Below are 25,172 nucleotides of genomic sequence, written 5' to 3'. Positions count from 1 at the left end.
TGCTCCGATTCACCCGTGATCCATCGCGGACGGCGTCGTTGGTACGTACGGGGGACACCAGGACAGCGTTCACGCCCTGGGTGCGTCCACGCGAAAACGTACCGACGTGCAACGCAACTGTTACCGCAGGAGGATCAAGAGCCGTGTCCGTGACCGAACCCGCACCGGTGGCGCCGCCCTCCGCGCACGAGGGGATTCTCCGTCGCCAGACCCTGCGCGAATCGGCGGCGCGCACCTACGCGCGGTCCCTGCCGATCGTCCCGGTGCGCGCCCGCGGGCTCACCATCGAGGGCGCGGACGGACGCCGCTACCTCGACTGTCTGTCGGGCGCCGGCACCCTGGCCCTCGGGCACAACCACCCCGTCGTGCTCGAAGCCATCCGGAAGGTCATCGACTCCGGCGCGCCCCTCCATGTGCTGGACCTCGCCACCCCGGTCAAGGACGCCTTCACCACCGAGCTGTTCTCCACCCTGCCGCGGGAGTTCGCCGACAACGCCCGCATCCAGTTCTGCGGCCCCGCCGGTACGGACGCCGTCGAGGCCGCGTTCAAACTGGTCCGCGCCGCGACCGGGCGCACCGGCCTGCTGACGTTCACCGGCGCCTACCACGGCATGACCGCCGGGGCCCTGGAGGCCTCCGGCGGCGCCACCGACGTACGGGTGACCCGGCTGCCCTTCCCCCAGGACTACCGCTGTCCGTTCGGGACCGGCGGCGAGCGCGGCGCGGCGCTCGCCGCCCGCTGGACCGAACACCTGCTGGACGACCGCAAGGGCGGAGTTCCGGCCCCCGCGGGAATGATCGTGGAGCCGGTCCAGGGCGAGGGCGGCGTCAACCCCGCCCCGGACTCCTGGCTGCGCCGCATGCGCTCGATCACCGAGGACCGCTCCATCCCTCTCATCGCCGACGAGGTGCAGACCGGGGTCGGCAGGACCGGCGCCTTCTGGGCCGTCGAGCACAGCGGCGTCATGCCCGACGTCATGGTCCTCTCCAAGGCGATCGGCGGCTCCCTGCCCCTCGCGGTGATCGTCTACCGCGCTGAACTGGATCTTTGGCAGCCAGGTGCCCACGCGGGTACGTTTCGTGGCAACCAGCTCGCCATGGCGGCGGGCGCGGCCACGCTCGCGTACGTCAGGGAGAACCAACTGGCGGACCGCGCTGCGGTCCTGGGGGCCCGGATGCTCGCCCGTCTGAGGGAGCTGCGGGTACATCACCCGGGAATCGGTGACGTACGGGGGCGCGGACTGATGATCGGCATGGAGCTGGTGGATCCCGAGCGCGCGCCCCTGCCCGCCGAGGCGGGCGACGACCACCCCGCCCCGCCGCCCGACCCGGCGCTCGCCCTCGCCGTCCAGCAGGAATGTCTGCGGCGCGGCCTCATCGTCGAACTGGGCGGCCGCCACGACGCCGTGGTCCGCCTCCTGCCGCCCCTCACCCTCACCGACGAGCAGGCCAGTGCCGTCGTCGACCGTCTCGCCGACGCGCTGGCAGCCGCGACACGCTCCCCGCACCGTCGGACCACCGCCGGGCCGACCACCTGAACCCGGAATCCCCACAAGGAAGAACGTCGTGAACCCCACCCCCGCGTCCGAGGCCGATGGCCACGGCACCCCCCAGCACCGAGGGCAGGACGGACCGGCCGCCCCCGGCACGGTCGAGGCGACGACCGTGCCCCGCCAGAAATCCCCGCGCGATCCCGACCCCGCCGTGCACCCCCCCGGCCCGGACCTCCGCGCCCGGGCGGGCCGGGGCCCGAGCCCCGACGCCCTCGACGACCCGGACCCGCTCCGGGCCGCCGACGCGGCGGGCACGGAGAGCCTCCTGCGGTGCTGGACCCGGGAGAGCGGCCTGCCCCGCCCCGACGGCTCCACCCTGCGCGTCGCCTTCCCTGCCAGCGGCACCGCCCTGCTCGTCCCCGTCCGCTACTGGTCCGCCACCGGGGCCCACCGCTTCGGCGCACCCGTCCTGGAGAACGCCCCCGCCGGTGCTCCGCCCGCCGACGCCGCCACCGTCGCCGTCCTCATCGGCCGTGAGGGCGGCGAGAGCGGCGCGGGCGATCTGGTCGCCCGGGTCGCCGACTCCGTACGCCACACCGCCGGCTTCATCGACCAGCGGCGGCGCAACCCGGCGGACCCCGCCGAGGCGGACCTCTTCCTCACCGCCGAACAGTCCCTGCTGCTCGGCCACCCCCTCCACCCCACGCCCAAGAGCCGCGAAGGCCTCTCCGAGTCGGAGTCCCGTCGCTATTCGCCCGAGCTCCACGGGTCCTTCCCGCTCCACTGGTTCGCCGTCGACCGGTCGCTGACCGCCACCGACTCCGCCTGGACCGAGGGCGGGCCGGCCACCGCCGAGGAGCTGCTCGCCCAGCACGCCGAAGGGCTGAGCCTGCCCCCCGGGACCGTCGCCGTCCCCGTGCACCCCTGGCAGGCCGCCGATCTGCTCCACCGCCCCCAGGTCCGCGCCCTCACCGACACCGGCCTGCTCCACGACCTCGGCCCCCACGGCGAGCACTGGCACCCCACCTCCTCCATCCGCACCGTGCACCGCCCCGGCGCACGGGTGATGCTCAAGCTCTCCCTCGGCGTACGCATCACCAACTCACGCCGGGAGAACCTCCGCAAGGAGCTGCACCGGGGCGTCGAGGTCCACCGCCTCCTGTCGACCGGACTCGCCGAGCGCTGGCAGCGGGAGCACCCCGGCTTCGACGTCGTCCGGGACCCCGCATGGCTCGCCGTCGACGACCCCGAGGGCGCACCCGTCGTGGGGCTCGACGTCATGCTCCGCCACAACCCCTTCGGCCCGGGCGACGACGCCGCCTGCATCGCGGGACTCACCGCGCAGCGCCCCCGGCCCGGCCGGCCCGGCATGCGCTCCCGGCTCGCCGAGGTCGTCTCCGGCCTGGCCGCCCGCACCGGCCGCGGCGCCAACGCCGTCTCCACCGAATGGTTCCGCCGCTATCTGCACCACGTCGTGCGCCCCGTCCTCTGGCTCGACGCCCACGCCGGAGTCGCCCTCGAAGCCCACCAGCAGAACACCCTCGTTCTCCTCGACCCGGACGGCTGGCCCGTCGGCGGCCGTTACCGGGACAACCAGGGCTACTACTTCCGTGACTCCCGCCGGGACGAGCTGGAGCAGCGGCTCCCCGGCATCGGCGCCGTCAGCGACACGTTCGTCTCCGACCCGGTCACCGACGAACGGTTCGCCTACTACCTCGGCATCAACAACGTCTTCGGCCTGATCGGGGCGTTCGGCGCCCAGCGCCTCGGCGACGAACAGGAACTCCTCACCGTCCTGCGCCGATTCCTCACCGAGACCGCGGAACTGGGCTCGCCCCTGCCCGCGTATCTCCTGGAGAACCGCGAACTGCGCTGCAAGGCCAACCTGCTGACCCGGCTCCACGGCCTCGACGAGCTGGTCGGGCCGGTCGACACCCAGTCCGTGTACGTCACCATCGCCAACCCACTGCACAGCTGAGCCACACCGCCCCGGGCGGACTCCGACCGCACCCGCTCCGGAGCCGCCCACCGACCGCACCCGGTCCAGAGAGGAGAGGGCCACCGTGCCTCCCGCCGAACCCTCAGCGGAACCCGACGCCGTACCGGCCGACCACGGCTCCGCCGAACGGTCCGGCACCCAACGGCCCGACAGTCGCGCGGACGGGAGCACCGGCGTCGAGGACACCCTCGACCTGGAGCTCACCGAGGAGCTCCTCGCCCTGATCGCCGGGGAGCGAAGCCCGGGGGCGGCGGGCGCCCGGGTCACCCACGAGCTGCTGGGCGACCCGGGGGCCTGGCCGCCCACGACCACGGCGGCGGGAGAGTTCGCTCTCGTCCCCGTCCGGCCGGAGCGTGATCTCGCCGTCGTCAGCCGCTGGATGAACGATCCTGCTGTGGCGGCCTTCTGGGAGCTCGCCGGCCCCGAGTCCGTCACCGCCGACCACCTCAGGGCCCAGCTCGAAGGGGACGGACGCAGCATCCCGTGCCTGGGCGTACTCGACTCCACACCCATGAGCTACTGGGAGATCTACCGCGCCGACCTCGACCCCCTGGCCCGCCACTACCCCGCCCGCCCCCACGACACCGGCGTCCACCTCCTCATCGGGGGCGTGATCAACCGAGGCCGGGGCGTGGGCACCGCCCTGCTCCGCGCCGTCGCCGACCTCGTCCTGGACAACCTTCCGCGGTGCGGTCGGGTCGTCGCCGAGCCGGACCTGCGCAACACCCCCTCCGTATCCGCGTTCCTCAGCGCCGGTTTCCGCTTCTCCGCCGAAGTGGATCTCCCCGACAAACGTGCCGCGCTGATGATCCGCGACCGAACGTACCGAGCCCAGCTGTGACTTACTCGCCGCACTTTCCACACCGCTCGAACCTCATAGGTTCCATCCGGAGGAGTCCCCGTGCCGATATATCCCGCGAGCCGTGAATCAGCCGAGTCCCCGCAGCTGTTCAGCCCTCCGGAGCTGAACCGACAGATCTGGGACCGGGCCGCCGCACGGCTCCTCGCCAAGATGCTCGGCGAGTTCGCCTACGAGAAGATCATCGAGCCCGTCCCGCAGCCCGGGACCGGCGGACGCCACCGGCTGACCCTCGACGACGGGGGAGTGCTCGCCTTCACGGCCCGGCGCGGCGTCTACGGCAGCTGGCGGGTCGACCCCGACTCGATCGAGGTCACGACGGGACCGCCGGCCGCCCACGCCAACGGCTCACCCGTCGCCGCGGGTGCCGAGGCGCGGCCCAACGGCCCGGCCGCCGGCCCCCGGCCGTTCCGCGATCCGCTGACGTTCCTCACCCGCGCCCGGGTCCTCCTCGGACTCGACGGCACGACGCTGGGCCACCTCATCCGCGAGCTGACCCTGACCCTGTCCGCCGACGCCCGGCTCGACCACACCGCGCTCTCCGCGGACCGGCTCGCCGCCCTGGACTACGCGGAGCTGGAAGGTCATCAGACCGGCCACCCCTGGCTGGTCGCGAGCAAGGGGCGGCTCGGCTTCTCCGCCGCCGACGCCGCCCGTTTCGCCCCCGAGACCCGCAGCCCGCTCCGGCTGCCGTGGATCGCGGTCAGCACCCGCATCGCGCAGTACCGGGGCGTGGGCCGCGTCGGCACCCCCGAGCAGCTGTACGCCGGCGAGCTCGACCACGACGTCCGGGACGCCTTCGCCGAGGTGCTGCGGGCCCGGGGGCACGACCCGCGGGACTATCTCTACCTCCCCGTACACCCCTGGCAGTGGGACGAGTGGATCGTGCCGCTCTTCGCCCCGGCCATCGCCGACGGCGACATCGTGGCCCTGCACACCGACGGGGACGCCCGCCTCCCGCAGCAGTCCATCCGCACGTTCGCCAACGTGGAGCGCCCCGAGCGGCACACCGTGAAGCTCCCGCTCTCCATCCTCAACACCCTGGTCTGGCGCGGCCTGCCGACCGAGCGGACCCTCGCCGCCCCCGCGGTCACCGCCTGGGTCCAGGGGCTGTGCGAGGGCGACCCGTTCCTGCGCGACACCTGCCGGGTCGTCCTCCTCGGCGAGGTCGCCTCCGTCGCCGTCGAGCACCCGCTGTACGACCACCTTCCCGAAGCGCCCTACCAGTACAAGGAGATCCTCGGCGCGATCTGGCGGGAGCCCCTGCCGCCCCGCCTCGCCCCGGGCGAGAAGGCCCGCACGCTCGCCTCCCTCCTCCATACGGATCCGGCGGGCCGCGCGTTCACCGCGGAGCTGGTCGAGCGCTCCGGTCTCTCCCCGGACGCCTGGCTGAAGCGGCTCTTCGCCGCGCTCCTGCCGCCGCTGCTGCACTTCCTCTACCGGTACGGCACCGTCTTCTCCCCGCACGGCGAGAACGCCATCGTCGTGTTCGACGAGAACGACGTGCCCGTACGGCTCGCCATCAAGGACTTCGTCGACGACGTCAACGTCAGCGCCCACCCGCTGCCCGAGCACGCCGGCATGCCCGACGAGGTGCGCGCGGTCCTCCTCACCGAGGAGCCGTCCTTCCTCACCCAGTTCATCCACTCCGGCCTCTTCGTGGGCGTCTTCCGTTATCTGTCCCCCCTGTGCGAGGAGCAGCTCGGCGTCTCGGAGGACGCGTTCTGGTCACTCGTCCGGGCGGAGATAGTTCGCCACCACGCCCGCTTCCCGGAGCTGAAGGAGCGGTTCGAGCTGTTCGACATGCTCACCCCCAAGATCGAGCGCCTCTGCCTGAACCGCAACCGCCTGCTCGTCGACGGCTACCGGGACCGGGCCAGCCGGCCGCACGCGGCGATCCACGGCACGGTTCCCAACCCGTTGCACCCCTCCGCCCGCGTCCGGGAGTGATCGCTGTTGTCAGTGGTGCGCCGTAGGCTGGTCGGGCTATGACGAAGCCATCCCTCCCCGAGCTCCTGCACGCCGCCGTCACCGCCGTCGGCGGTACGGAAAGACCCGGCCAGGTCACCATGGCCGAGGCCGTCGCCGAGGCCGTCGACGACCAATCCCACCTGCTCGTCCAGGCCGGCACCGGTACGGGCAAGTCGCTCGGCTATCTGGTGCCGGCCCTGGCGCACGGGGAGCGGGTCGTCGTGGCCACGGCCACCCTCGCCCTCCAGCGGCAGCTGGTGGAGCGGGACCTGCCGCGTACGGTCGAGTCCCTGCACCCGCTGCTGCGCCGCCGCCCGCAGTTCGCCATGCTCAAGGGCCGGTCGAACTACCTGTGCCTGCACCGGCTCCACGAAGGGGTTCCGCAGGACGAGGAGGAGGGGCTGTTCGACCAGTTCGAGGCGGCGGCCCCGTCCAGCAAGCTCGGCCAGGACCTGCTGCGGCTGCGGGACTGGTCGGACGAGACGGAGACGGGCGACCGGGACGATCTGACCCCCGGCGTCTCGGACCGGGCCTGGGCGCAGATCTCGGTCTCCTCGCGCGAGTGCCTGGGCGCGACGAAGTGCGCGTACGGCGCGGAGTGCTTCGCGGAGGCGGCCCGCGAGCGCGCGAAGCTCGCGGACGTGGTCGTCACCAACCACGCGCTGCTCGCGATCGACGCCATCGAGGGGGCGCCGGTGCTGCCGTCGCACGAGGTGCTGATCGTCGACGAGGCCCATGAGCTGGTCTCCCGGGTCACCGGCGTCGCCACCGGCGAGCTCACCCCCGCCCAGGTCAACCGCGCGGTCCGCCGGGCGGCGAAGCTGGTCAACGAGAAGGCCGCCGACGCCCTCCAGACCGCCGCCGAGGGCTTCGAACGGGTCATGGAGCTGGCGCTCCCCGGGCGCCTGGAGGAGGTGCCCGAGGACCTCGGGTACGCGCTGATGGCGCTGCGCGACGCGGCACGCACGGTGATCTCCGCCATCGGCGCCACCCGGGACAAGTCGGTCGAGGACGAGAACGCCGTCCGCAAGCAGGCCCTGGCCTCGGTCGAGTCGATTCACGGCGTCGCCGAGCGCATCACCCAGGGCTCCGAGTACGACGTCGTCTGGTACGAGCAGCACGACCGGTTCGGAGCCTCCGTCCGGGTCGCCCCGCTCTCCGTCTCCGGGCTGCTGCGCGAGAAGCTCTTCGCCGAGCGGTCCGTGGTGCTGACCTCGGCCACCCTCAAGCTCGGCGGGGATTTCAACGGGGTGGGCGCGTCCCTCGGGCTGGCCCCCGAGGGCACGGCGGGCGAGGATGTCCCCCAGTGGAAGGGGCTGGACGTCGGCTCCCCGTTCGACTACCCGAAGCAGGGCATCCTCTATGTCGCCCGGCATCTGAACACCCCGGGGCGTGAGGGGTCGCGTACGGACATGCTGGACGAGCTCGCCGAGCTGGTGGAGGCGGCCGGCGGCCGCACGCTGGGGCTGTTCTCCTCGATGCGGGGAGCCAAGGCGGCGGCCGAGGAGCTGCGGGGGCGGATGGACAGGCCGATCCTGCTCCAGGGCGAGGAGACCCTCGGTGAGCTGATCAAGAACTTCGCCGCCGACCCGGAGACCTGCCTCTTCGGCACCCTGTCGCTCTGGCAGGGCGTGGACGTCCCCGGAGCGAGCTGTCAGCTGGTGGTCATGGACCGGATTCCGTTCCCCCGGCCCGACGATCCGCTGATGAGCGCACGGCAGAAGGCGGTCGAGGAGGCGGGCGGCAACGGCTTCATGGCGGTGGCGGCGACGCACGCCGCGCTGCTGATGGCCCAGGGCGCGGGCCGACTGGTCCGGGCCACGGGCGACAAGGGTGTCGTCGCCGTGCTGGACCCGAGGCTCGCGAACGCACGGTACGGAAGCTACCTGCGTGCCTCGCTGCCGGACTTCTGGTACACCACCGACCGGAACCAGGCGCGCCGCTCACTGGCCGCCATCGACGCACAGGCCAAGGCGGCCGGGGCCTGATCCGCCGGGGGCCGGCCCGGCCGCCCGACTGGGCCGGCCGGGCAAGGCAAAGCCCCGGGACCGACGTCATGATCGACGTCCTAGGTAGGGATCCCGGGGCGGGTAGCCGTGACCGACGCGTTTCTCAGACCCGGCGCAGCACCGCCACCACCTTGCCGAGGATGGTCGCCTCGTCGCCGGGGATCGGCTGGTACGCGGCGTTGTGAGGGAGCAGCCATACGTGACCGTCCTCCCGGCGGAAGCGCTTGACCGTCGCCTCGCCGTCGAGCATGGCGGCGACGATGTCCCCGTTCTCCGCGACGGGCTGGCGGCGGACGGTGACCCAGTCGCCGTCACAGATCGCGGCCTCGATCATCGAGTCGCCGACGACCTTCAGGACGAACAGCTCACCGTCGCCGACGAGCTGGCGGGGGAGCGGGAAGACGTCCTCGACGGACTCCTCCGCCAGGATGGGTCCACCGGCGGCGATCCGGCCCACCAGGGGTACGTAGGACGCGGCGGGCTTGCCCGTCGTGTCGGTCGGCTGGGTGCTGGGCTGGTCCGATCCGCGCACCTCGTAGGCGCGGGGCCGGTGCGGGTCCCGGCGGAGGAAGCCCTTGCGCTCCAGCGCCATCAGCTGATGGGCGACGGACGATGTGCTGGACAGGCCCACCGCCTGACCGATCTCCCGCATGGAGGGCGGGTATCCCCGCCGTTGCACGGAGTCGCGGATGACCTCGATGACCCGTCGCTGCCGGTCCGTGAGCCCCGAGCTGTCCGCCCGGATGCCGGGGGGCCTGCCGGGCAGGGAACGTCCCGGGCGCGCGGCCTCGGATCCGTCCGTGTTCGTGACTGAGTCATTCATGGCATGCACCGGCTCAAGTCGGCTCTGGGAGCGGTGGTCCCGGGCGGTGATGGTGGCACTGTCTGCGGTGGTGGTCACGTCGGCCCCTCTCGAATGTTCTCCCTAGCTGGACAACGGTAGTAGCTTTCGAAAGGTTGCGCCAAACACACGTTCGAGTGAAAAACGAATAAAGGGGTGCCGCACTGCTGCCGACAGGTGTATGAGCAACAGAATAGAGGCCGTGCGAACGCTCCGCGGAGGCCCGTCCGGGTGCCGGGCCAAGTCTTCCACCCGAGCCCGCGCGCCGGAGCCCCGGCGGCTCGGTGGCCCCGCGTTTCCCGTACCCTCTTCTCTGGCCCACGCTCCCCCCGAGCGGCCTCCGAGTGAGGTCCGGTGCGCGACACGCGATGGGGCCGAGAACGCGACTCAACCCTAGATCTAGTGGTTGGATTGCTCCAGTCGCCCAGAAGTAGTGGTCGCGGTTCAATCGCACCGTGGTCATCGCCTATGCTGGGGACTGCTTCCCAGGGGCCGGACAAGGCCCTGAAGAGGCTATTCAGTCGTGCGTGTGAGGGAGGGTTGGGAGCCATGCACTGCCCCTTCTGCAGGCACCCCGACAGCAGGGTCGTCGACAGTCGCACCACCGACGACGGGACGTCGATCCGTCGCCGCCGGCAGTGCCCCGACTGTTCCCGCCGTTTCACCACGGTGGAGACCTGCTCGCTGATGGTGGTCAAGCGCAGCGGCGTGACGGAGCCCTTCAGTCGCACCAAGGTCATCTCCGGCGTCCGCAAGGCATGCCAGGGGCGACCCGTCACGGAGGACGCCCTCGCCAAGCTCGGCCAGCGGGTCGAGGAGGCGGTGCGCGCCACCGGCAGCGCCGAGCTGACCACCCACGACGTGGGACTGGCCATCCTCGGCCCCCTGCAGGAACTCGACCTCGTCGCGTACCTGCGCTTCGCGTCCGTCTACCGGGCGTTCGATTCCCTGGAAGACTTCGAGGCCGCCATCGTGGAACTGCGTACGCAGCGGCCTTCCGCAGAGGACCGCGGGAGCGGAGAGACCCTTGAGGTCCCCACCCCCGCCATTGCCGCCGACTGAGCGGTACCCGCCCGGGACGCCCGTGCCCGCAGACGTAATGACTGCGGACCGGCGGCAGGGCGACATGAGATGTGCTTCCGGCTGCCGAGTGCGGCTTCCGGAGCATCGGACACACATTGTGCCTGGGAAGATCTGGGCACTTCAGGGCGTTTTCGCCCACATATGGGAGGCGGCATGACAGAGACGGCGAGCGGCCCGGCACGAGGTTCCCGCACCAAGGGCGCCAAGGCGAGCAAGGGTCTGCGTATCGAGCGCATCCACACCAACCCCGGCGTGCATCCGTACGACGAGGTGGCGTGGGAGCGCCGTGACGTCGTCATGACCAATTGGCGCGACGGCTCGATCAACTTCGAGCAGCGTGGCGTCGAGTTCCCCGACTTCTGGTCGGTGAACGCGGTCAACATCGTCACCAGCAAGTACTTCCGCGGGGCCGTCGGCACGCCGCAGCGCGAGACCGGCCTCAAGCAGCTGATCGACCGGATCGTGAAGACGTACCGGAAGGCCGGCGAGGACAACAGCTACTTCGCCTCCCCCGCGGACGCGGAGATCTTCGAGCACGAGCTGGCGTACGCCCTCCTGCACCAGGTCTTCAGCTTCAACTCCCCGGTCTGGTTCAACGTCGGCACGCCCCAGCCGCAGCAGGTCTCCGCCTGTTTCATCCTGGCCGTCGACGACTCCATGGAGTCGATCCTCGACTGGTACAAGGAAGAGGGCATGATCTTCAAGGGCGGCTCCGGCGCCGGCCTGAACCTCTCCCGTATCCGTTCCTCCAAGGAGCTCCTCTCCTCCGGCGGCAACGCCTCCGGCCCGGTCTCGTTCATGCGCGGCGCCGACGCGTCCGCCGGAACGATCAAGTCGGGCGGCGCCACCCGCCGCGCGGCCAAGATGGTCATCCTCGACGTCGACCACCCCGACATCGAGGACTTCATCGAGACCAAGGTCAAGGAGGAGGAGAAGATCCGCGCCCTGCGCGACGCGGGCTTCGACATGGACCTGGGCGGCGACGACATCACGTCCGTCCAGTACCAGAACGCCAACAACTCGGTCCGGGTGAACGACGAGTTCATGAAGGCCGTCGAGGCGGGCGGCAAGTTCGGGCTGCGCGCCCGGATGACCGGCGACGTCATCGAAGAGGTCGAGGCCAAGTCCCTCTTCCGCAAGATGGCCGAGGCCGCCTGGGCGTGCGCCGACCCGGGCATCCAGTACGACGACACCATCAACGCCTGGCACACCTGCCCGGAGTCCGGCCGGATCAACGGCTCGAACCCGTGCAGCGAGTACATGCACCTGGACAACACCTCGTGCAACCTCGCCTCGCTGAACCTGATGAAGTTCCTCAAGGACGACGGCCTGGGTCACCAGTCCTTCGAGTCCGAGCGCTTCGCCAAGGTCGTCGAGCTGGTCATCACCGCGATGGACATCTCGATCTGCTTCGCGGACTTCCCCACGCAGAAGATCGGCGAGAACACCCGCGCCTACCGTCAGCTGGGCATCGGCTACGCCAACCTCGGCGCCCTGCTGATGGCGACCGGTCACGCGTACGACAGCGACGGCGGCCGCGCGCTGGCCGGCGCCATCACCTCGCTGATGACCGGCACCTCCTACCGCCGCTCCGCCGAACTGGCCGCGGTCGTCGGCCCGTACGACGGCTACGCCCGTAACGCCGAGCCGCACCAGCGCGTCATGAAGCAGCACTCCGACGCCAACGCCAAGGCCGTCCACGTCGACGACCTCGACTCGCCGGTCTGGGCCGCCGCGACGGAGGCCTGGCAGGACGTCATCCGGCTCGGAGCGAAGAACGGCTTCCGCAACGCGCAGGCCTCGGTCATCGCGCCCACCGGCACCATCGGTCTCGCGATGTCCTGCGACACCACCGGTCTGGAGCCCGACCTCGCCCTGGTCAAGTTCAAGAAGCTGGTCGGCGGCGGCTCGATGCAGATCGTCAACGGCACGGTGCCGCAGGCGCTGCGCCGCCTCGGCTACCAGCCCGAGCAGATCGAGGCGATCGTCGCCCACATCGCGGACCACGGCAACGTGGTCGACGCCCCCGGCCTGAAGACCGAGCACTACGAGGTCTTCGACTGCGCGATGGGCGAGCGCTCCATCTCCGCGATGGGTCACGTCCGGATGATGGCGGCCATCCAGCCGTGGATCTCCGGCGCGCTCTCCAAGACGGTGAACCTCCCCGAGACGGCCACCGTCGAGGACGTCGAAGAGGTCTACTTCGAGGCGTGGAAGCTGGGCGTCAAGGCCCTGGCGATCTACCGCGACAACTGCAAGGTCGGCCAGCCTCTCTCCGCCAAGACCAAGGACAAGGAGAAGGAAGAGGTCACCGCGAAGGCCGAGGAGACCATCCGCACGGCGGTCGAGAAGGTCGTCGAGTACCGCCCGGTCCGCAAGCGCCTCCCGAAGGGGCGCCCCGGCATCACCACCTCCTTCACGGTGGGCGGCGCCGAGGGCTACATGACCGCCAACTCCTACCCGGACGACGGTCTCGGCGAGGTCTTCCTGAAGATGTCCAAGCAGGGTTCGACCCTCGCGGGCATGATGGACGCCTTCTCCATCGCCGTCTCGGTCGGTCTGCAGTACGGCGTCCCGCTGGAGACGTACGTCTCCAAGTTCACCAACATGCGCTTCGAGCCGGCCGGTATGACGGACGACCCGGACGTGCGGATGGCGCAGTCGATCGTCGACTACATCTTCCGTCGCCTGGCGCTCGACTTCCTGCCCTTCGAGACCCGCTCGGCCCTCGGCATCCACTCCGCCGAGGAGCGCCAGCGCCACCTGGACACCGGCAGCTACGAGCCGTCGTTCGAGGCGGACGGCCTGGACGCGGACAGTCTGACGGAATCGGCCCCGGTCCGGGCCGAGCCCCTGAAGGTGGTGGCGGCTCCCGAGGAGTCCGCCGTGAAGCCCGCACCGAGGACGGCGCACACCTCGGCCGAACTGGTCGAGATGCAGCTCGGCATCAGCGCCGACGCCCCGCTCTGCTTCTCCTGCGGTACGAAGATGCAGCGCGCCGGCTCCTGCTACATCTGCGAGGGCTGCGGCTCGACGAGCGGCTGCAGCTGACCGGACGCGGAACCGCGCCGACGCGCGGCTGACCCGCTGTTCACGAAGGGGACCGGCCATCGGCCGGTCCCCTTCGCTATGTCCCCGCCCTCTTGTCGGCGGGCCGCCGACGCCCGCGCCGGGTTGGCCGGAACTGACCGACGTCACCCTTCGGCGACCCGGCTCCCCATCACCGCTGCGAACGTGTCGGGGGCGCCGTCGAAGCCGCGCACGGCCGACCGGAAGCCCCAGAGCCCCGAGCCGTCGCGGGTGAACTCCCCGACGACCGCCGCGGTGGCCCACGCCACGTCGGAGAAGTCGCTCTCGGTCAGACTCGTGTAGCCCTCGCGGATCTCCATCGCCGTGTTCCCTATGTCGCCGAAGGTCTTGTGACCGTCGCGCTGCTGGATGGCGACACCGACCACCACGCGCCCGTACGTGTCCGCCAGCCGGTTCAGCTCGATGGTCATGACCTCGTCGAAGCCGAAACCCTGGCCGGTCCTGCTGTCCCGGTTGAGCGTGATGGTGCCGTCCGGCGAGCGGCTGTCGAAGTGCACCAGGTAGGCGGGGGCGCCGTACGGCTCGCCGGCCGGGTAGGTGGCCGCGATGATGTCCAGGTCGTTGGCCGCCGCCCCGTGCGGACTGGGGTCCCATTTGACCCGCACCTCGACCTTTTCGATGTCCTTGTTCGGAGTGCTCAAGGGACTTCCCTCCCGGCCGACGGCCCACGGACCGTTCCCATCACCTGGTACACGATTCACCCGATCATGTACGCAACCGGCCGCGGAACCAACTGCTCCGGCCGTGGGCGGCGGATTCGGGCCACTGCCGGGCCCCGGCACGCGTATGGCGGCCCTTCGCCCCCGCGCCCCGGCTTCGCCCCCGCGCCCCGGTGCGCGAGCGGTAAGGACCGGCGGGGGGCACTGCACTCCCCGGGATCGTGACGCGTGCCACGTTCCGCGCCGTACGATGGCGCGGTGCTGGTGAAGTGGATTCGCTGCTCCGTGGTGGACCGTCATGGTTTCGAGCGGGGACAGCGGAAGTGGGCGGGGCTGCTCGGCGAGCCGGGGTTCCAAGGACAGAGCGGCGGGTGGAGCCGAACGCGTCCCGGCGTCGCCCACGTCTTCGCCTTCTGGGAGAACCGCGTCTTCTACGACGCCTTCATGGCCCGGGGGCACGACCGGCTGGCGGCCGGGCAGTCGGGCATGTTCCGCGACATGCGGGTCACGCTCTTCGAGCGCCGCTTCGACGTGAAGACGGGCTTCGAGCCCCACTTCGCGGAGGCGGACGTCGTCAGGGTCGCGCACAGCCGGGTGCACGAGGAGCGCGCCGAGCACTTCGTGCTGATGCAGCGGCAGGTGTGGAACCCCGCCATGGCCGGATCGCCCGGCATGCTGCGCGGCGTGTTCGGCGAGGCGCCCGGGAACGAGTTCCTGGCGCTGTCCCTGTGGAAGTCGAGCGCCGAGCGCGGCAAGTACCGCGCGGCGGGGGCCGAGCGGCTGGCGGCCCGCGCACAGACCGAGACGGACGTGATCGCCCTGACGGGAGACGTCGTGGAGCTGGAACCCTCCTGGACGGTGTGACCCCGGCCCGTCTCCGCGGGCCCCGACCACTCGTGCCGGCCCGACCCGATCTATGGTCGGGACATGGCACGACCGCAGCGCATTGTCCTCGTCCGGCACGGCGAGTCCGAGGGCAACGCCGACGACACGGTGTACGAGCGGGAGCCCGACCACGCGCTCCGGCTCACCCCCACAGGTCTGCGGCAGGCCCGGGAGACCGGGGAGGGGCTGCGCGAGCTGTTCGGTGAGGAACGGGTGAGCGTCTACATCTCGCCGTACCGCCGCACCCACGAGACGTTCAGGGCCTTCGGCCTCGACCCGGAACGCGTCCGCGTCCGTGAGGAGCCCCGGCTGCGCGAGCAGGACTGGGGCAACTGGCAGGACCGGGACGACGTACGGCTGCAGAAGGCCTACCGGGACGCCTACGGGCACTTCTTCTACCGTTTCGCCCAGGGCGAGTCCGGCGCCGACGTCTACGACCGGGTCGGGGCGTTCCTGGAGAGCCTGCACCGGAGCTTCGAGGAGCCGGACCACCCGGAGAACGTCCTGCTGGTCACCCACGGACTGACGATGCGGCTGTTCTGCATGCGCTGGTTCCACTGGTCGGTCGCGGAGTTCGAGTCGCTGTCCAACCCGGGCAACGGCGAGACCCGGACCCTGCTGCTGGGCGAGCGGGGCCGCTACACCCTCGATCGGCCCTTCCAGAGCTGGCGGACCCCCGAGCCGTACGGCCGCACCGGATAGAGTGGCACGGCGATGACCGTTGATTCTGTTTCCGCGCGGCGCCTCGAACGCGCCCTGGCCAGCCTGCGTGGGCTGTCCGTGGGAGACGCCCTGGGCTCCCAGTTCTTCGTTCCTGTCAACTATCCCCTGCTGAAACAGCGGGCCCTGCCGCCCGGGCCCTGGCAGTGGACCGACGACACCGAGATGGCCTGCTCGGTCCTGGCCGTGCTCACCGCGCACGGCCGGGTCGACCAGGACGCGCTCGCCCGCTCCTTCGCCGAGCACCACGACTTCGACCGGGGCTACGGTCCCGCCGTCAACCGGCTCCTCAGGCTCGTACGGGAGGGCGGCGACTGGCGGGAGCTGTCCTCGGCGCTGTTCCAGGGCCAGGGCTCCTGGGGCAACGGTTCGGCGATGCGCATCGCCCCGCTCGGCGCCTGGTACGCGGACGATCCGGAGCAGGCCACGCATCAGGCGGAGATCTCCTCGTACACCACGCACCAGCACCGCGAGGCCGTCGTCGGCGCCATGGCGGTGGCCGCCGCCGCGTCGCTCGCCGCCGCCCCCGGCGGGCCGCCGAGCCCCGAGGACCTCCTCGACGGCGTCATCGCGCTGGTGCCCCGCAGCGCCGTCGGCGCGGGCCTGCGCCGGGCCCGCGACATGCTGGACTACCGGGACGCCGGGACGGTCGCCGCGGTCCTCGGCAACGGCCGCCGGACCAGCGCCCACGACACCGTGCCGTTCGCGCTCTGGTCGGCCGCGAGGAGCCTCGGGGAGTACGAGCAGGCGTTCTGGGTCACCGCCCAGGCCGGCGGTGACGTCGACACGACGTGCGCCATCGTCGGCGGTGTCGTCGCGTCCGGTGAGGCCGGAGCGCCGCCGGCCGACTGGCTGGCACAGACCGAGGAGCCCCCGGCGTGGCTGACGCCGCTCCTGCGCTGACCGCGCCGGATCCCTCCCGTCTCCCCTGAACCGGGGGGTGCGGCCCACTGTCACGGTCCTGCCACAGGATCACTCTGTGTGGTTGCGAACGTGGGTTCGGGACTACTCTTTCGGCCACGCCGACCCTCGTTGATCTTGAGGGCGTGCGCCGAATGAGACACCGGGACAGGCGTACGGCCCAGGGCCGCGCGTGGACCCGGTGGGGGAGGGGTCCCATGTCCGATCAGCCGTCCGAGGCGTCCAGACCGCCCGGGAATCCGAAGGAAGCCGGCGCGCCCCGGCCACCGGAACCGCATGGGGTCTCCGAAGCCGCCACCGGCACACCGGCGGCGAACCGACCGGATCCGGCCCCGGCGGCGAACCGACCGGATCCGGCCCCGGCGGAATCCGCCGGTGCGCCGCCCGTCGATGCCGCGCGGCCCTCCGCCGTGTGGGATCCCGCCCCGGCCCAGGCCGCCGACGACCCGCGCCCGCGGACCCAGGCGGCTCGACAGGCCGGGCCGCCGGGCAGCCCCTGGCAGCACGGCGTCAAGACGCCCGCGGCCAGGGACGACGATGTGACCGCCCGGCTCCGGCCGCCCCCACCGCCTCTGATCCGGCCCGCCGTGCTCTGGTCGGTCCTGGCCACCGCCCTCCTGAGCGCGCTCTTCCTGGGCGACGGACTCGGGGCGAACCTGCTGATCGTGGCCGTGCCCGCCGCGCTGGCCGCGTTCTTCGCCGCCCGGGCGGCGGGCCGTCGACTGCGGCCCTGGACCGCGACCTGGGCGGTGGGAGGGCTCGCGCTGCTCGCCGTGCCCGCGCTCCGGGACGCCGGCTGGCCCACCTTCCTCGCCGTGGTGTCCGCCTTCGCGCTCGGCTCGCTCGCGCTGCACGGCAGCCGCAGCTGGCTGGGCGTGCTGATCGGCTCGCTGGGACTGTTCGACTCGCTCGTCCCCGGCATCATCTGGGGCGTGCGGGGGATACGCGCACGAGCCGACGGTTCCCGCGCGCGCTGGGGCGCCGCCCTGCGCACCACCGCCGTGGCCGCCGTGTTGCTGGTGGTGTTCGGGGCCCTCTTCGCCAGCGCGGACGCCGCGTTCGCCGAACTGCTGGGCAGCCTCATGCCCGACGCCTCGGTCGGCGAGGGGCCGTGGCGGATCTTCCTCTTCGCCCTCGGTCTGGCCGGCGCGCTCGCCGCCGCGTACGCCGCGGCCGCTCCGGTGCGCTGGGACGGCATCACCGTACGGCCCGGCAGACCCCGGGGGCGGGCCGAATGGGCCCTTCCGCTGATCGTCCTCAACCTGCTCTTCGCCGCGTTCATCGCCCTCCAGCTCGTCGTGCTCTTCGGCGGATACGACAAGGTGCGGGACGTGACCGGGCTCAACCACGCCGAGTACGCCCGCCAGGGCTTCTGGCAGCTGCTGTGGGCCACGCTGCTCACCCTGCTCGTGATCGCCCTGGCCCTGCGCTGGGCGCCGCGCGGCGGCACCGGGGACCGCACCCTCGTGCGGTCGGTCCTCGGCCCCCTCTGCGTGCTCACCCTCGTCGTGGTCGCCTCCGCACTGCGCCGCATGGACCTGTACGTCGACGAGTACGGCCTGACCAGGCTCCGGATATCCGTGGCCGCGATGGAGCTCTGGCTCGGGGTGGTGCTGATCCTGATCCTCGCGGCCGGCGTCTTCGGCGCCCGCTTCCTGCCCCGGGCCATCGCGGTGAGCGCGGCCGCCGGCGTCCTGGCCTTCGGGCTGCTCTCGCCGGACGGGTTGGTCGCGGAACAGAACGTCCAGCGCTTCGAGGACAGCGAGTCGACCGCCATCGACATCGACTACCTCAAGGACCTGTCCGCCGACGCCGTACCGGCCCTGGACCGGCTGCCCGAGCCGGAACGCTCCTGTGCGCTGCGCGTCATCCAGAACGACGTCCTCGACGCCGACGCCCCCTGGTACGCGACCAGCTGGGGACAGGCGCGGGCGAAGGAGATCCTGGAGAAGCGCCCGGTGAGGGGCGACACGAGTGACTGCTACCGGTTGGGCAGGGAAGGGACCCGGGACGGATACGAGCCGGACGACGACGGCTACGACCCGTACTGATCCGACGGGCCCCTGAGCCCACGGGTTCAGGGGGCCCGCGCCCGCGGGGCCAGGGGGTCGGCGGGCGCCTCGAACCCGCCTCCGCCGACCGATTCGCAGGACGCACGGCGCCCCGGGGTGTTGCTGCCGTGGCTCTCGGCGTACGCTGGCTGGCGCCATGCCGTACGAACCACCCACGCACACCGTCGAGCGCTCACTTCGCGCTACCACCGGTGCCAGGACCGTCGCCGGTGTCGATGAGGTCGGACGCGGAGCGTGGGCCGGACCCGTCACCGTGTGCGCGGCGGTCACCGGTCTGCGCCGACCGCCCGAAGGCCTCACCGATTCCAAGCTGTTGACCCCCCGGCGGCGCGCCGAGCTCGCTCCCGTGCTGCGGAGCTGGGTCACCGCCTACGCGCTGGGCGACGCGTCGCCGCAGGAGATCGACGACCTCGGAATGACCGCCGCCCTCCGGCTCGCCGCCGTGCGCGCCCTGGAGGGGCTGCCGGTGCGCCCCGACGCGGTGATACTCGACGGCAAGCACGACTATCTGGGCGTTCCCTGGCAGGTCCGCACCGTGATCAAGGGCGATCAGTCCTGCATCGCGGTCGCGGCTGCCTCGGTGATCGCCAAGGTGCACCGTGACCGGATGATGGCCGAGCTGGGCGCCGCGTCCGAGGACTGCGCCGACTTCGCCTTCGGTGCCAACGCGGGGTATCCCTCGCCCGTGCACCGGGCCGCGCTGGAGGAGCGGGGGCCCACGGCCCATCACCGCCTCTCCTGGGCGTATCTGGACGCGCTGCCCCGGTGGCAGCACCTGAAGAAGGTCCGTTTTTCCGCCGAGGCGGCCGCACTCGAAAGCGGGGGCCAGCTCGGCTTCGAATTCTGATCGCGCACACGCGCCCCTCTCACCGACGCCGACGACATCGGCGTTCACCACAGACCACCTTCATGCCTCTGATCTCCGAGGAGCCTCAGATTCCCGAGAGCGCCCAGGGTCCCCGCGTCACGCCGGCCGCCGGCCGCACCGCGCCGACCCCCCGTCCCGTACCCGGTCCGCGTTCCGCGGCCACCCCGCGTCCCGGCCGTCCGGGTCCCGCACGCCCCGCGCCCCCGGCGCAGCGCGCCCACCCCGCCCCCGCGGCACCCGCAGCTCCGGCACCGGCCCCCGCCCGTCCGGAACCGGCGGAGAATCGTTCCGCGCCGCAGATCCAGCTGATCCCGGCCCCGGCGGCCGGAGCACTCGCCGCGGCCGAGGAAGCAGTCGACCTGCTGCTGGAGTCAGGTCGCGCACCTGGCGACATCCTGGTGCTCACCACCGGCGAGCAGCACCCGTGGGCCGCCCACGAGCTGTCCTTCGGCGAAGCCGCCTACTGGGCCCAGCACGACGCGGGCGACGACGTCTTCTTCGCCGACATCTCCGCGGCGGACCGGGCCACATCCCGGCCCGTGGTCGTCGTCGCCGTCAACGACGACGCCGACCCGGCCGTGGCGCGTGCCCTGCCCGTCGCGCGTGACCACGCCGCCGCGCTGCTGATCGTCTGCGGAGACCCGCAGACGATCAACCCCGCACTCGGCGCCGGGGTCTGAACACACCCACCGGTGCTCCCGGCCGCCCCCACGGGCGGGCGGGAGCATCACCGCCGGTCGCCCGGCCACGACGGGGACCGGCCGGTGCCCGCCCGGCGGGTGCGCCGTGCCGGCTCAGCGGGCCGCGGTGCGCCGCAGCGCCTCCGCCGCTCCGCCGCCCGACCGCGTCGGCGTGGTCCGGTGCTCGACGACGGCGTCGGCCAGGAGCGCCGGCTCCGACAGCGAACTGGGCCGCCGCCCGCCCCTTCCCTCGCCGAGCACCTGCCAGCCCCCGCTGGTGAGCGTGATGTAGGCGCCGCAGCGGAGGCCGTGCAGGGTGCAGGCGTCCCGCAGGCCCCACATCCACGCACCGTCCTCCTCGGTCCAGCGTTCGTCGCCGTCGCGGCAGTACAGAAGCACGGCCGTACGGACCGGAGTGCGGCGTCGCAGATCGTGCGGGACGACGCGCCGCAGCTGCGCCAGCAGGGCGTTGCGGAACTCCCAGCCGTCCGCGGCCACCGTCGGTCGGCGGGCGAACGAGGCGCTCGCCGTGAGCCGCTCCTCATGATCGAGGACCGCGACCACGGCGGTGGCCGGAGTCGGCCGGTGCCGGGAATGCAGTCCGCTGACGACCTCCCGGGGGCTCCGGAGCAGGGGTATGCCCGCCGAGGCCCACTCCGCTGGTTCGAGCATCCGGGCAAGGCGGTTGTCGGAGTCTGCGGAAACCGAGGACGCCGCTGTCGAAGTGGCTGTGGACGGGGCGAATCCGAAGGTCACGGTCCTCCCTTCGCTACGCGCCCACGGTGCGGGCAGGGTCGAATGAGGGCGCGCCGCGGCACAGCCCTTCCGGGCCCGATGAGGAACTGTGCGGGGGCGGCTCCAATTCTCCCTGGCCTACCGGCAGGCGGCAACGAGCAATTGCTGTGGCTGACGGGAATCAGCCGGAATGACACTGATATCCCTGCCCAGACCCGCCCGGGATGACTCCCCCCGTCCCCCCTGAATCGCGAGGACCAGCGGAAACACCGTCGTCGCGGTGGGTGGATTCGCCGATTGTCAGTCCCATCGGGTTGCATGGAGCCATGGACACCCTGGAGCTCCGCACCGAAGCCGACGCCATCCTCGCTGAGCTGGTCGGTGCGCCCGGAGGGTCGGCGCGGCTGCGGGAGGATCAGTGGCAGGCGGTGGCGGCCCTGGTGGAGGAGCGCCGTCGTGCGCTGGTGGTCCAGCGCACGGGGTGGGGGAAGTCCGCGGTCTATTTCGTGGCCACCGCGCTGCTGCGGCGGCGCGGAGCCGGCCCGACGGTGATCATCTCGCCGCTGTTGGCGTTGATGCGCAACCAGGTCGAGTCGGCGGCGCGGGCGGGCATCCAGGCACGCACCATCAACTCCGCCAACCCCGAGGAATGGGAAATGATCTACGGGGAGGTGGAGCGCGGCGAGACCGACGTTCTCCTGGTGAGCCCGGAGCGCCTCAATTCCGTGGACTTCCGTGATCAGGTGCTGCCCAAGCTCGCGGCGACGACCGGCCTGCTGGTGGTCGACGAGGCGCACTGCATTTCCGACTGGGGCCATGATTTCCGGCCCGACTACCGTCGCCTGCGCACGATGCTCGCGGAGCTTCCGGCGGGAGTGCCGGTGCTCGCCACCACCGCCACGGCGAACGCGCGGGTGACCGCGGACGTGGCGGAGCAGTTGGGCACCGGGGGCGGGGACGCGTTGGTGCTGCGGGGGCCGCTGGACCGCGAGAGCCTACGGCTGGGCGTGCTGGAGCTGCCGAACGCGGCGCACCGGCTCGCGTGGCTGGGGGAGCGGCTGGGGGATCTACAGGGTTCGGGGATCATCTACACGCTGACGGTGGCGGCGGCGGAGGAGGTCGCCGCGTTCCTGCGGCAGCGCGGATATCCCGTGGCCTCGTACACGGGGAAGACGGAGAACGCCGACCGGTTGCGGGCGGAGGAGGACCTGCTGGCGAATCGGGTGAAGGCCCTGGTGGCGACCTCCGCGCTGGGGATGGGTTTCGACAAGCCGGATCTCGGCTTCGTGGTGCACCTCGGATCGCCCTCGTCACCGATCGCCTATTACCAGCAGGTGGGGCGTGCCGGGCGCGGCGTGGACCATGCCGATGTCCTGCTGCTCCCGGGCAAGGAGGACGAGGCGATCTGGGCGTATTTCGCTTCGGTGGGCTTCCCGCCCGAGGAGCAGGTGCGGCGCACCCTGGACGTGCTGGGGCAGGCGGGCCGTCCGTTGTCGCTGCCGGCGCTGGAGCCGTTGGTGGATCTTCGGCGTTCGCGTCTGGAGACGATGCTGAAGGTCCTGGACGTGGACGGTGCGGTCAAGCGCGTGAAGGGTGGCTGGACCGCGACGGGACAGCCGTGGGCGTACGACGCGGAGCGCTACGCGTGGGTCGCGAAGCAGCGGGCGGCGGAGCAGCAGGCCATGCGGGACTACGTGGCGGCCACGGGGTGCCGTATGGAGTTCCTGCAGCGGCAGCTCGACGACGAGAAGGCGGTGCCGTGCGGCCGCTGCGACAACTGCGCCGGCCCCTGGCTGGACCCGGCCGTCTCCTCCTCGGCCCTCGCGGCGGCGACAGGTGAGCTGGACCGGCCGGGCGTCGAGGTCGAGCCCCGCAAGATGTGGCCGACGGGCCTGGCCTCGGTAGGCATGGACCTCAAGGGCCGGATCCCCGCGGGGCAGCAGGCGATGACGGGACGTGCGCTGGGGAGGCTGTCCGACATCGGCTGGGGCAACCGGCTGCGCCCGCTCCTGTCGGCGCAGGCGGCGGACGGGCCGGTCCCTGACGACGTACTGAACGCCGTGGTGGCGGTGCTGGCGGACTGGGCCCGCTCGCCGGGCGGCTGGGCCGGCGGCTCTCCCGACGCGGTGCCGCGCCCCGTGGGGGTGGTCGTCGTGCCGTCACGCACCCGCCCTCAACTGGTCACCTCCCTGGGCGAGGGCGTGGCCCGGGTCGGGAGGCTCCCGCTCCTGGGCAGCCTGGCCCACACCCCGCATGCCGACGAGCACGCCGCGCACCGCAGCAACTCCGCCCAGCGGCTGCGCGCCCTGGCCGACTCCTTCACGGTGCCCGACGAACTCGCCGCCGCGCTGGCCGAAGCCCCTGGCCCGGTGCTGCTCGTCGACGACTCCACGGACTCCGGCTGGACCCTCGCCGTGGGCGCGCGCCTGCTCCGCCAGGCCGGCGCCGAGCAGGTGCTCCCGCTGGTCCTGGCCGTGGCGGGATAGACCGGGCCGCGGGATCGGCCGGTCCCGGTCGTAGGAGATCCCGCCGCTCGAGGTGGGGTAGGCGCAGCGGCGAACCACGGCAGGCCGAAAGCGAGTTGATCCCGGCCCGGGTGTGCTCGCCTCCAGGAGCGAGAGGCGCGAACCGGACCGGGCACAGCACGATAGTGCGCCCCCGAACGAGGCGGGAGCTACCCCTGTGGATAACGTTATCCACAGGGGTCGCGGGGCGGGGCGGACTGAGAGACCGTCAAGGCATGAACAAGCACCATGAATCCACCGGCCCGGCCGCGGAGCAGCAGATCACCCTGCGCGGCCCCGCCGAGCTCGCCGACGCCCTCCCGTATCTGATGGGCTTCTATCCCAACGACAGCGTCGTGATGGTCGCCCTGCACGGCGGCCGGGGCCGGTTCGGCGGCCGGCTCCGTCTCGGCATTCCGCAGGCGCCCGGCGAATGGGGCCCGGTCGCCGACCAGTTGGCTGATTGCCTGGTATCGGGGAGCGAGCGCCGCGAAGGACGGCCCGACGCGATCGTGATCTTCCTCTGCCAGGACTCTCCGGACGGATCGGGCGGCAGGCTCACGATGGAGCGGCTCAGGCCCTTCGCGCAACGCCTGCGCACGGCGTGCGGAGCACTCGACGTTCCCGTCCTCGAAGCGCTCTGCATCTCCGACGGCCGCTACTGGTCCTACTGCTGCCCCGACCCCCGGTGCTGCCCCGACCAGGGAAGTCCCCTGGTCATGCCCGGTACCACGGTGATGGCCGCGGCCGCCGCCTACGCGGGCGTCCATGTGCGGGGCACACTGCGCGACATGGAGGCGCGGCTCCAGCCCTGGCGGGCCCCGGCAGCCGTGACCGCGCAGGAGGAGGCCCTGGACAGGGCAGGGCCGGCGCTGGTCCCGCGGCTCCTCGACGAGCGGGCCCGGGGGGAGGTCGCGGCGGAGACCCTCCGGCTGGCGCGCACCCTCATGGACCGCATCGAGGAGACACAGCCCGCGCCGCCCGCGCTCTCGGACGCCGGGGACGACCAGTTGATCGGCCCCGACGAGGCCGCGGCCGTCATTCTCGGGCTCCAGGACCGGGAGACCCGGGACAAGGCCGCGGCCTGGATGGAGGGGGCGGAAGCGCAAGCGGCCCTGCGGCTCTGGCGGACGCTGGCACGGCGTTGCGTCGGACCGTACGGGGAGCACGCCGCCGCTCCGCTCACCCTGGCGGGCTGGGTCTCCTGGTCCACGGGCGACGAGCCGGGCGCGCGGGTCGCCCTGACGCTGGCGCTGCGCGCCGATCCCGGCTACACGTTCGCCCAGCTGCTCCACCGGGCCTGCAACGAAGGGCTCGACCCGGAGGCGCTGCGCCGTTGCCTGCGCGAGGCCGGGGACGGGGCGAGCCCCGACGCCCGGGCCGTGGAGGCGGTGATGGACACCGCCGCCGACCGGGGCGCCACCTCGCTGCGCGTCCGCAGGAGCCGCCCGCTGCCGGACGGTGGCCGGCGGCGGGGGCGCGCTCACCGGCGCCCGGGTGCGGGGCGGGGGGAGCCGTCACCCGCTTCGGCCCGTCCCCGGACCGCGGCGGCCGGGCGGCGGTCGGGCGAGGCCCGGCGGTACGGGCGACGCGGCAGCAGGACGCGGAGGTGACCCGGATGCGAGCCGGGAAACCGCCGGGGCAAGTCCGTCCCGGCGTGCCGACCGGCCGACCGGCCGTCCCGGCGTGCCGACCGGCCGACCGGCCGACCCGGCGTGCCGACCGGCCGTCCCGTCCCGGCCTGCCGACCGACCGACCGTCCGTCCCGGCCCGGCCCGGCCTG

Annotated in this window: 18 protein-coding genes; 15 read left to right on the top strand and 3 right to left on the bottom strand. The window is 72.3% G+C overall.

Going from position 1 to position 25,172, the window contains the following annotated elements; all coding sequences use genetic code 11:
- Positions 1–143: 143 nt before the first annotated feature.
- The 5 genes from ACH4KB_RS13020 (at position 144) to ACH4KB_RS13000 (ending at position 8,310) form a co-directional block, all read left to right on the top strand.
- Entirely contained in the window at positions 144–1,538 is a 1,395-nt protein-coding gene (locus ACH4KB_RS13020; RefSeq protein ID WP_398066016.1) for a diaminobutyrate--2-oxoglutarate transaminase family protein, read from the top strand.
- Positions 1,539–1,566: 28 nt separating this feature from the next.
- Complete coding sequence (locus ACH4KB_RS13015; protein WP_398066015.1) at positions 1,567–3,471, top strand: IucA/IucC family protein; 1,905 nt, start codon at positions 1,567–1,569, stop codon at positions 3,469–3,471.
- 85 nt (positions 3,472–3,556) lie between these two features.
- On the top strand, positions 3,557–4,333 hold the full coding sequence (locus tag ACH4KB_RS13010) for a GNAT family N-acetyltransferase (protein ID WP_398066014.1): 777 nt from the start codon (positions 3,557–3,559) through the stop codon (positions 4,331–4,333).
- A gap of 60 nt (positions 4,334–4,393) precedes the next feature.
- Positions 4,394–6,301: an IucA/IucC family protein gene (locus tag ACH4KB_RS13005; protein WP_398066013.1), complete on the top strand. Its 1,908-nt coding sequence runs from the start codon at positions 4,394–4,396 to the stop codon at positions 6,299–6,301.
- Positions 6,302–6,339: 38 nt separating this feature from the next.
- Positions 6,340–8,310, top strand: coding sequence for an ATP-dependent DNA helicase (locus ACH4KB_RS13000; RefSeq protein ID WP_398066012.1), 1,971 nt, complete (start codon positions 6,340–6,342; stop codon positions 8,308–8,310).
- Positions 8,311–8,434: 124 nt separating this feature from the next.
- Here ACH4KB_RS13000 and lexA read toward each other — a convergent pair whose 3' ends face one another.
- Positions 8,435–9,232 (bottom strand): transcriptional repressor LexA, encoded by a 798-nt coding sequence (gene lexA / locus ACH4KB_RS12995; protein ID WP_398066011.1) that lies wholly within the window; start codon positions 9,230–9,232, stop codon positions 8,435–8,437.
- Positions 9,233–9,721: 489 nt separating this feature from the next.
- Here lexA and nrdR point away from each other — a divergent pair, with 489 nt between their 5' ends.
- Both nrdR and ACH4KB_RS12985 read left to right on the top strand, forming a co-directional pair.
- Positions 9,722–10,234: a transcriptional regulator NrdR gene (gene nrdR / locus ACH4KB_RS12990; RefSeq protein WP_398066010.1), complete on the top strand. Its 513-nt coding sequence runs from the start codon at positions 9,722–9,724 to the stop codon at positions 10,232–10,234.
- A gap of 174 nt (positions 10,235–10,408) precedes the next feature.
- Positions 10,409–13,306, top strand: a complete 2,898-nt coding sequence (locus ACH4KB_RS12985; RefSeq protein ID WP_398066009.1) for a vitamin B12-dependent ribonucleotide reductase — start codon at positions 10,409–10,411, stop codon at positions 13,304–13,306.
- A gap of 143 nt (positions 13,307–13,449) precedes the next feature.
- Here ACH4KB_RS12985 and ACH4KB_RS12980 read toward each other — a convergent pair whose 3' ends face one another.
- Complete coding sequence (locus tag ACH4KB_RS12980) at positions 13,450–13,986, bottom strand: TerD family protein (RefSeq protein ID WP_398066008.1); 537 nt, start codon at positions 13,984–13,986, stop codon at positions 13,450–13,452.
- Positions 13,987–14,262: 276 nt separating this feature from the next.
- On the opposite strand from ACH4KB_RS12980, the gene ACH4KB_RS12975 reads away from it, so the two are divergent.
- The 6 genes from ACH4KB_RS12975 (at position 14,263) to ACH4KB_RS12950 (ending at position 20,150) form a co-directional block, all read left to right on the top strand.
- The gene (locus ACH4KB_RS12975) at positions 14,263–14,868 is read left to right on the top strand and encodes a YdbC family protein (protein ID WP_398066007.1); all 606 of its coding nucleotides are present in this window, start codon (positions 14,263–14,265) and stop codon (positions 14,866–14,868) included.
- Between the two features lie 63 nt (positions 14,869–14,931).
- Positions 14,932–15,591 (top strand): histidine phosphatase family protein, encoded by a 660-nt coding sequence (locus tag ACH4KB_RS12970; RefSeq protein ID WP_398066006.1) that lies wholly within the window; start codon positions 14,932–14,934, stop codon positions 15,589–15,591.
- Between the two features lie 12 nt (positions 15,592–15,603).
- Positions 15,604–16,512 carry an ADP-ribosylglycohydrolase family protein gene (locus ACH4KB_RS12965; RefSeq protein ID WP_398066005.1) on the top strand — a complete coding sequence of 303 codons (909 nt, stop codon included), beginning with the start codon at positions 15,604–15,606 and terminating at the stop codon, positions 16,510–16,512.
- Positions 16,513–16,727: 215 nt separating this feature from the next.
- A complete protein-coding gene (locus ACH4KB_RS12960; RefSeq protein WP_398066004.1) occupies positions 16,728–18,581 on the top strand; it encodes a DUF4153 domain-containing protein in 1,854 nt (617 codons plus the stop codon).
- A 157-nt stretch (positions 18,582–18,738) separates the two neighbouring features.
- Entirely contained in the window at positions 18,739–19,449 is a 711-nt protein-coding gene (locus ACH4KB_RS12955; RefSeq protein WP_398066003.1) for a ribonuclease HII, read from the top strand.
- A 62-nt stretch (positions 19,450–19,511) separates the two neighbouring features.
- Complete coding sequence (locus tag ACH4KB_RS12950; protein ID WP_398066002.1) at positions 19,512–20,150, top strand: hypothetical protein; 639 nt, start codon at positions 19,512–19,514, stop codon at positions 20,148–20,150.
- 114 nt (positions 20,151–20,264) lie between these two features.
- On the opposite strand, the gene ACH4KB_RS12945 is transcribed toward ACH4KB_RS12950, so the two are convergent.
- Positions 20,265–20,906 (bottom strand): hypothetical protein, encoded by a 642-nt coding sequence (locus ACH4KB_RS12945; protein ID WP_398066001.1) that lies wholly within the window; start codon positions 20,904–20,906, stop codon positions 20,265–20,267.
- Between the two features lie 305 nt (positions 20,907–21,211).
- Between ACH4KB_RS12945 and ACH4KB_RS12940 the strand changes: the two genes are divergently transcribed.
- The gene (locus ACH4KB_RS12940) at positions 21,212–23,371 is read left to right on the top strand and encodes a RecQ family ATP-dependent DNA helicase (protein ID WP_398066000.1); all 2,160 of its coding nucleotides are present in this window, start codon (positions 21,212–21,214) and stop codon (positions 23,369–23,371) included.
- A 254-nt stretch (positions 23,372–23,625) separates the two neighbouring features.
- Positions 23,626–25,002 carry a DUF4192 domain-containing protein gene (locus ACH4KB_RS12935; RefSeq protein ID WP_398065999.1) on the top strand — a complete coding sequence of 459 codons (1,377 nt, stop codon included), beginning with the start codon at positions 23,626–23,628 and terminating at the stop codon, positions 25,000–25,002.
- Positions 25,003–25,172: the final 170 nt, after the last annotated feature.

It is taken from the genome of Streptomyces sp. NPDC017520 (genome assembly GCF_044329855.1).
Classification (GTDB): Bacteria; Actinomycetota; Actinomycetes; order Streptomycetales; family Streptomycetaceae; genus Streptomyces.
The sequence above is the reverse complement of the archived record's forward strand: the minus strand, read 5'-3'. Positions and strand labels throughout refer to the sequence as shown.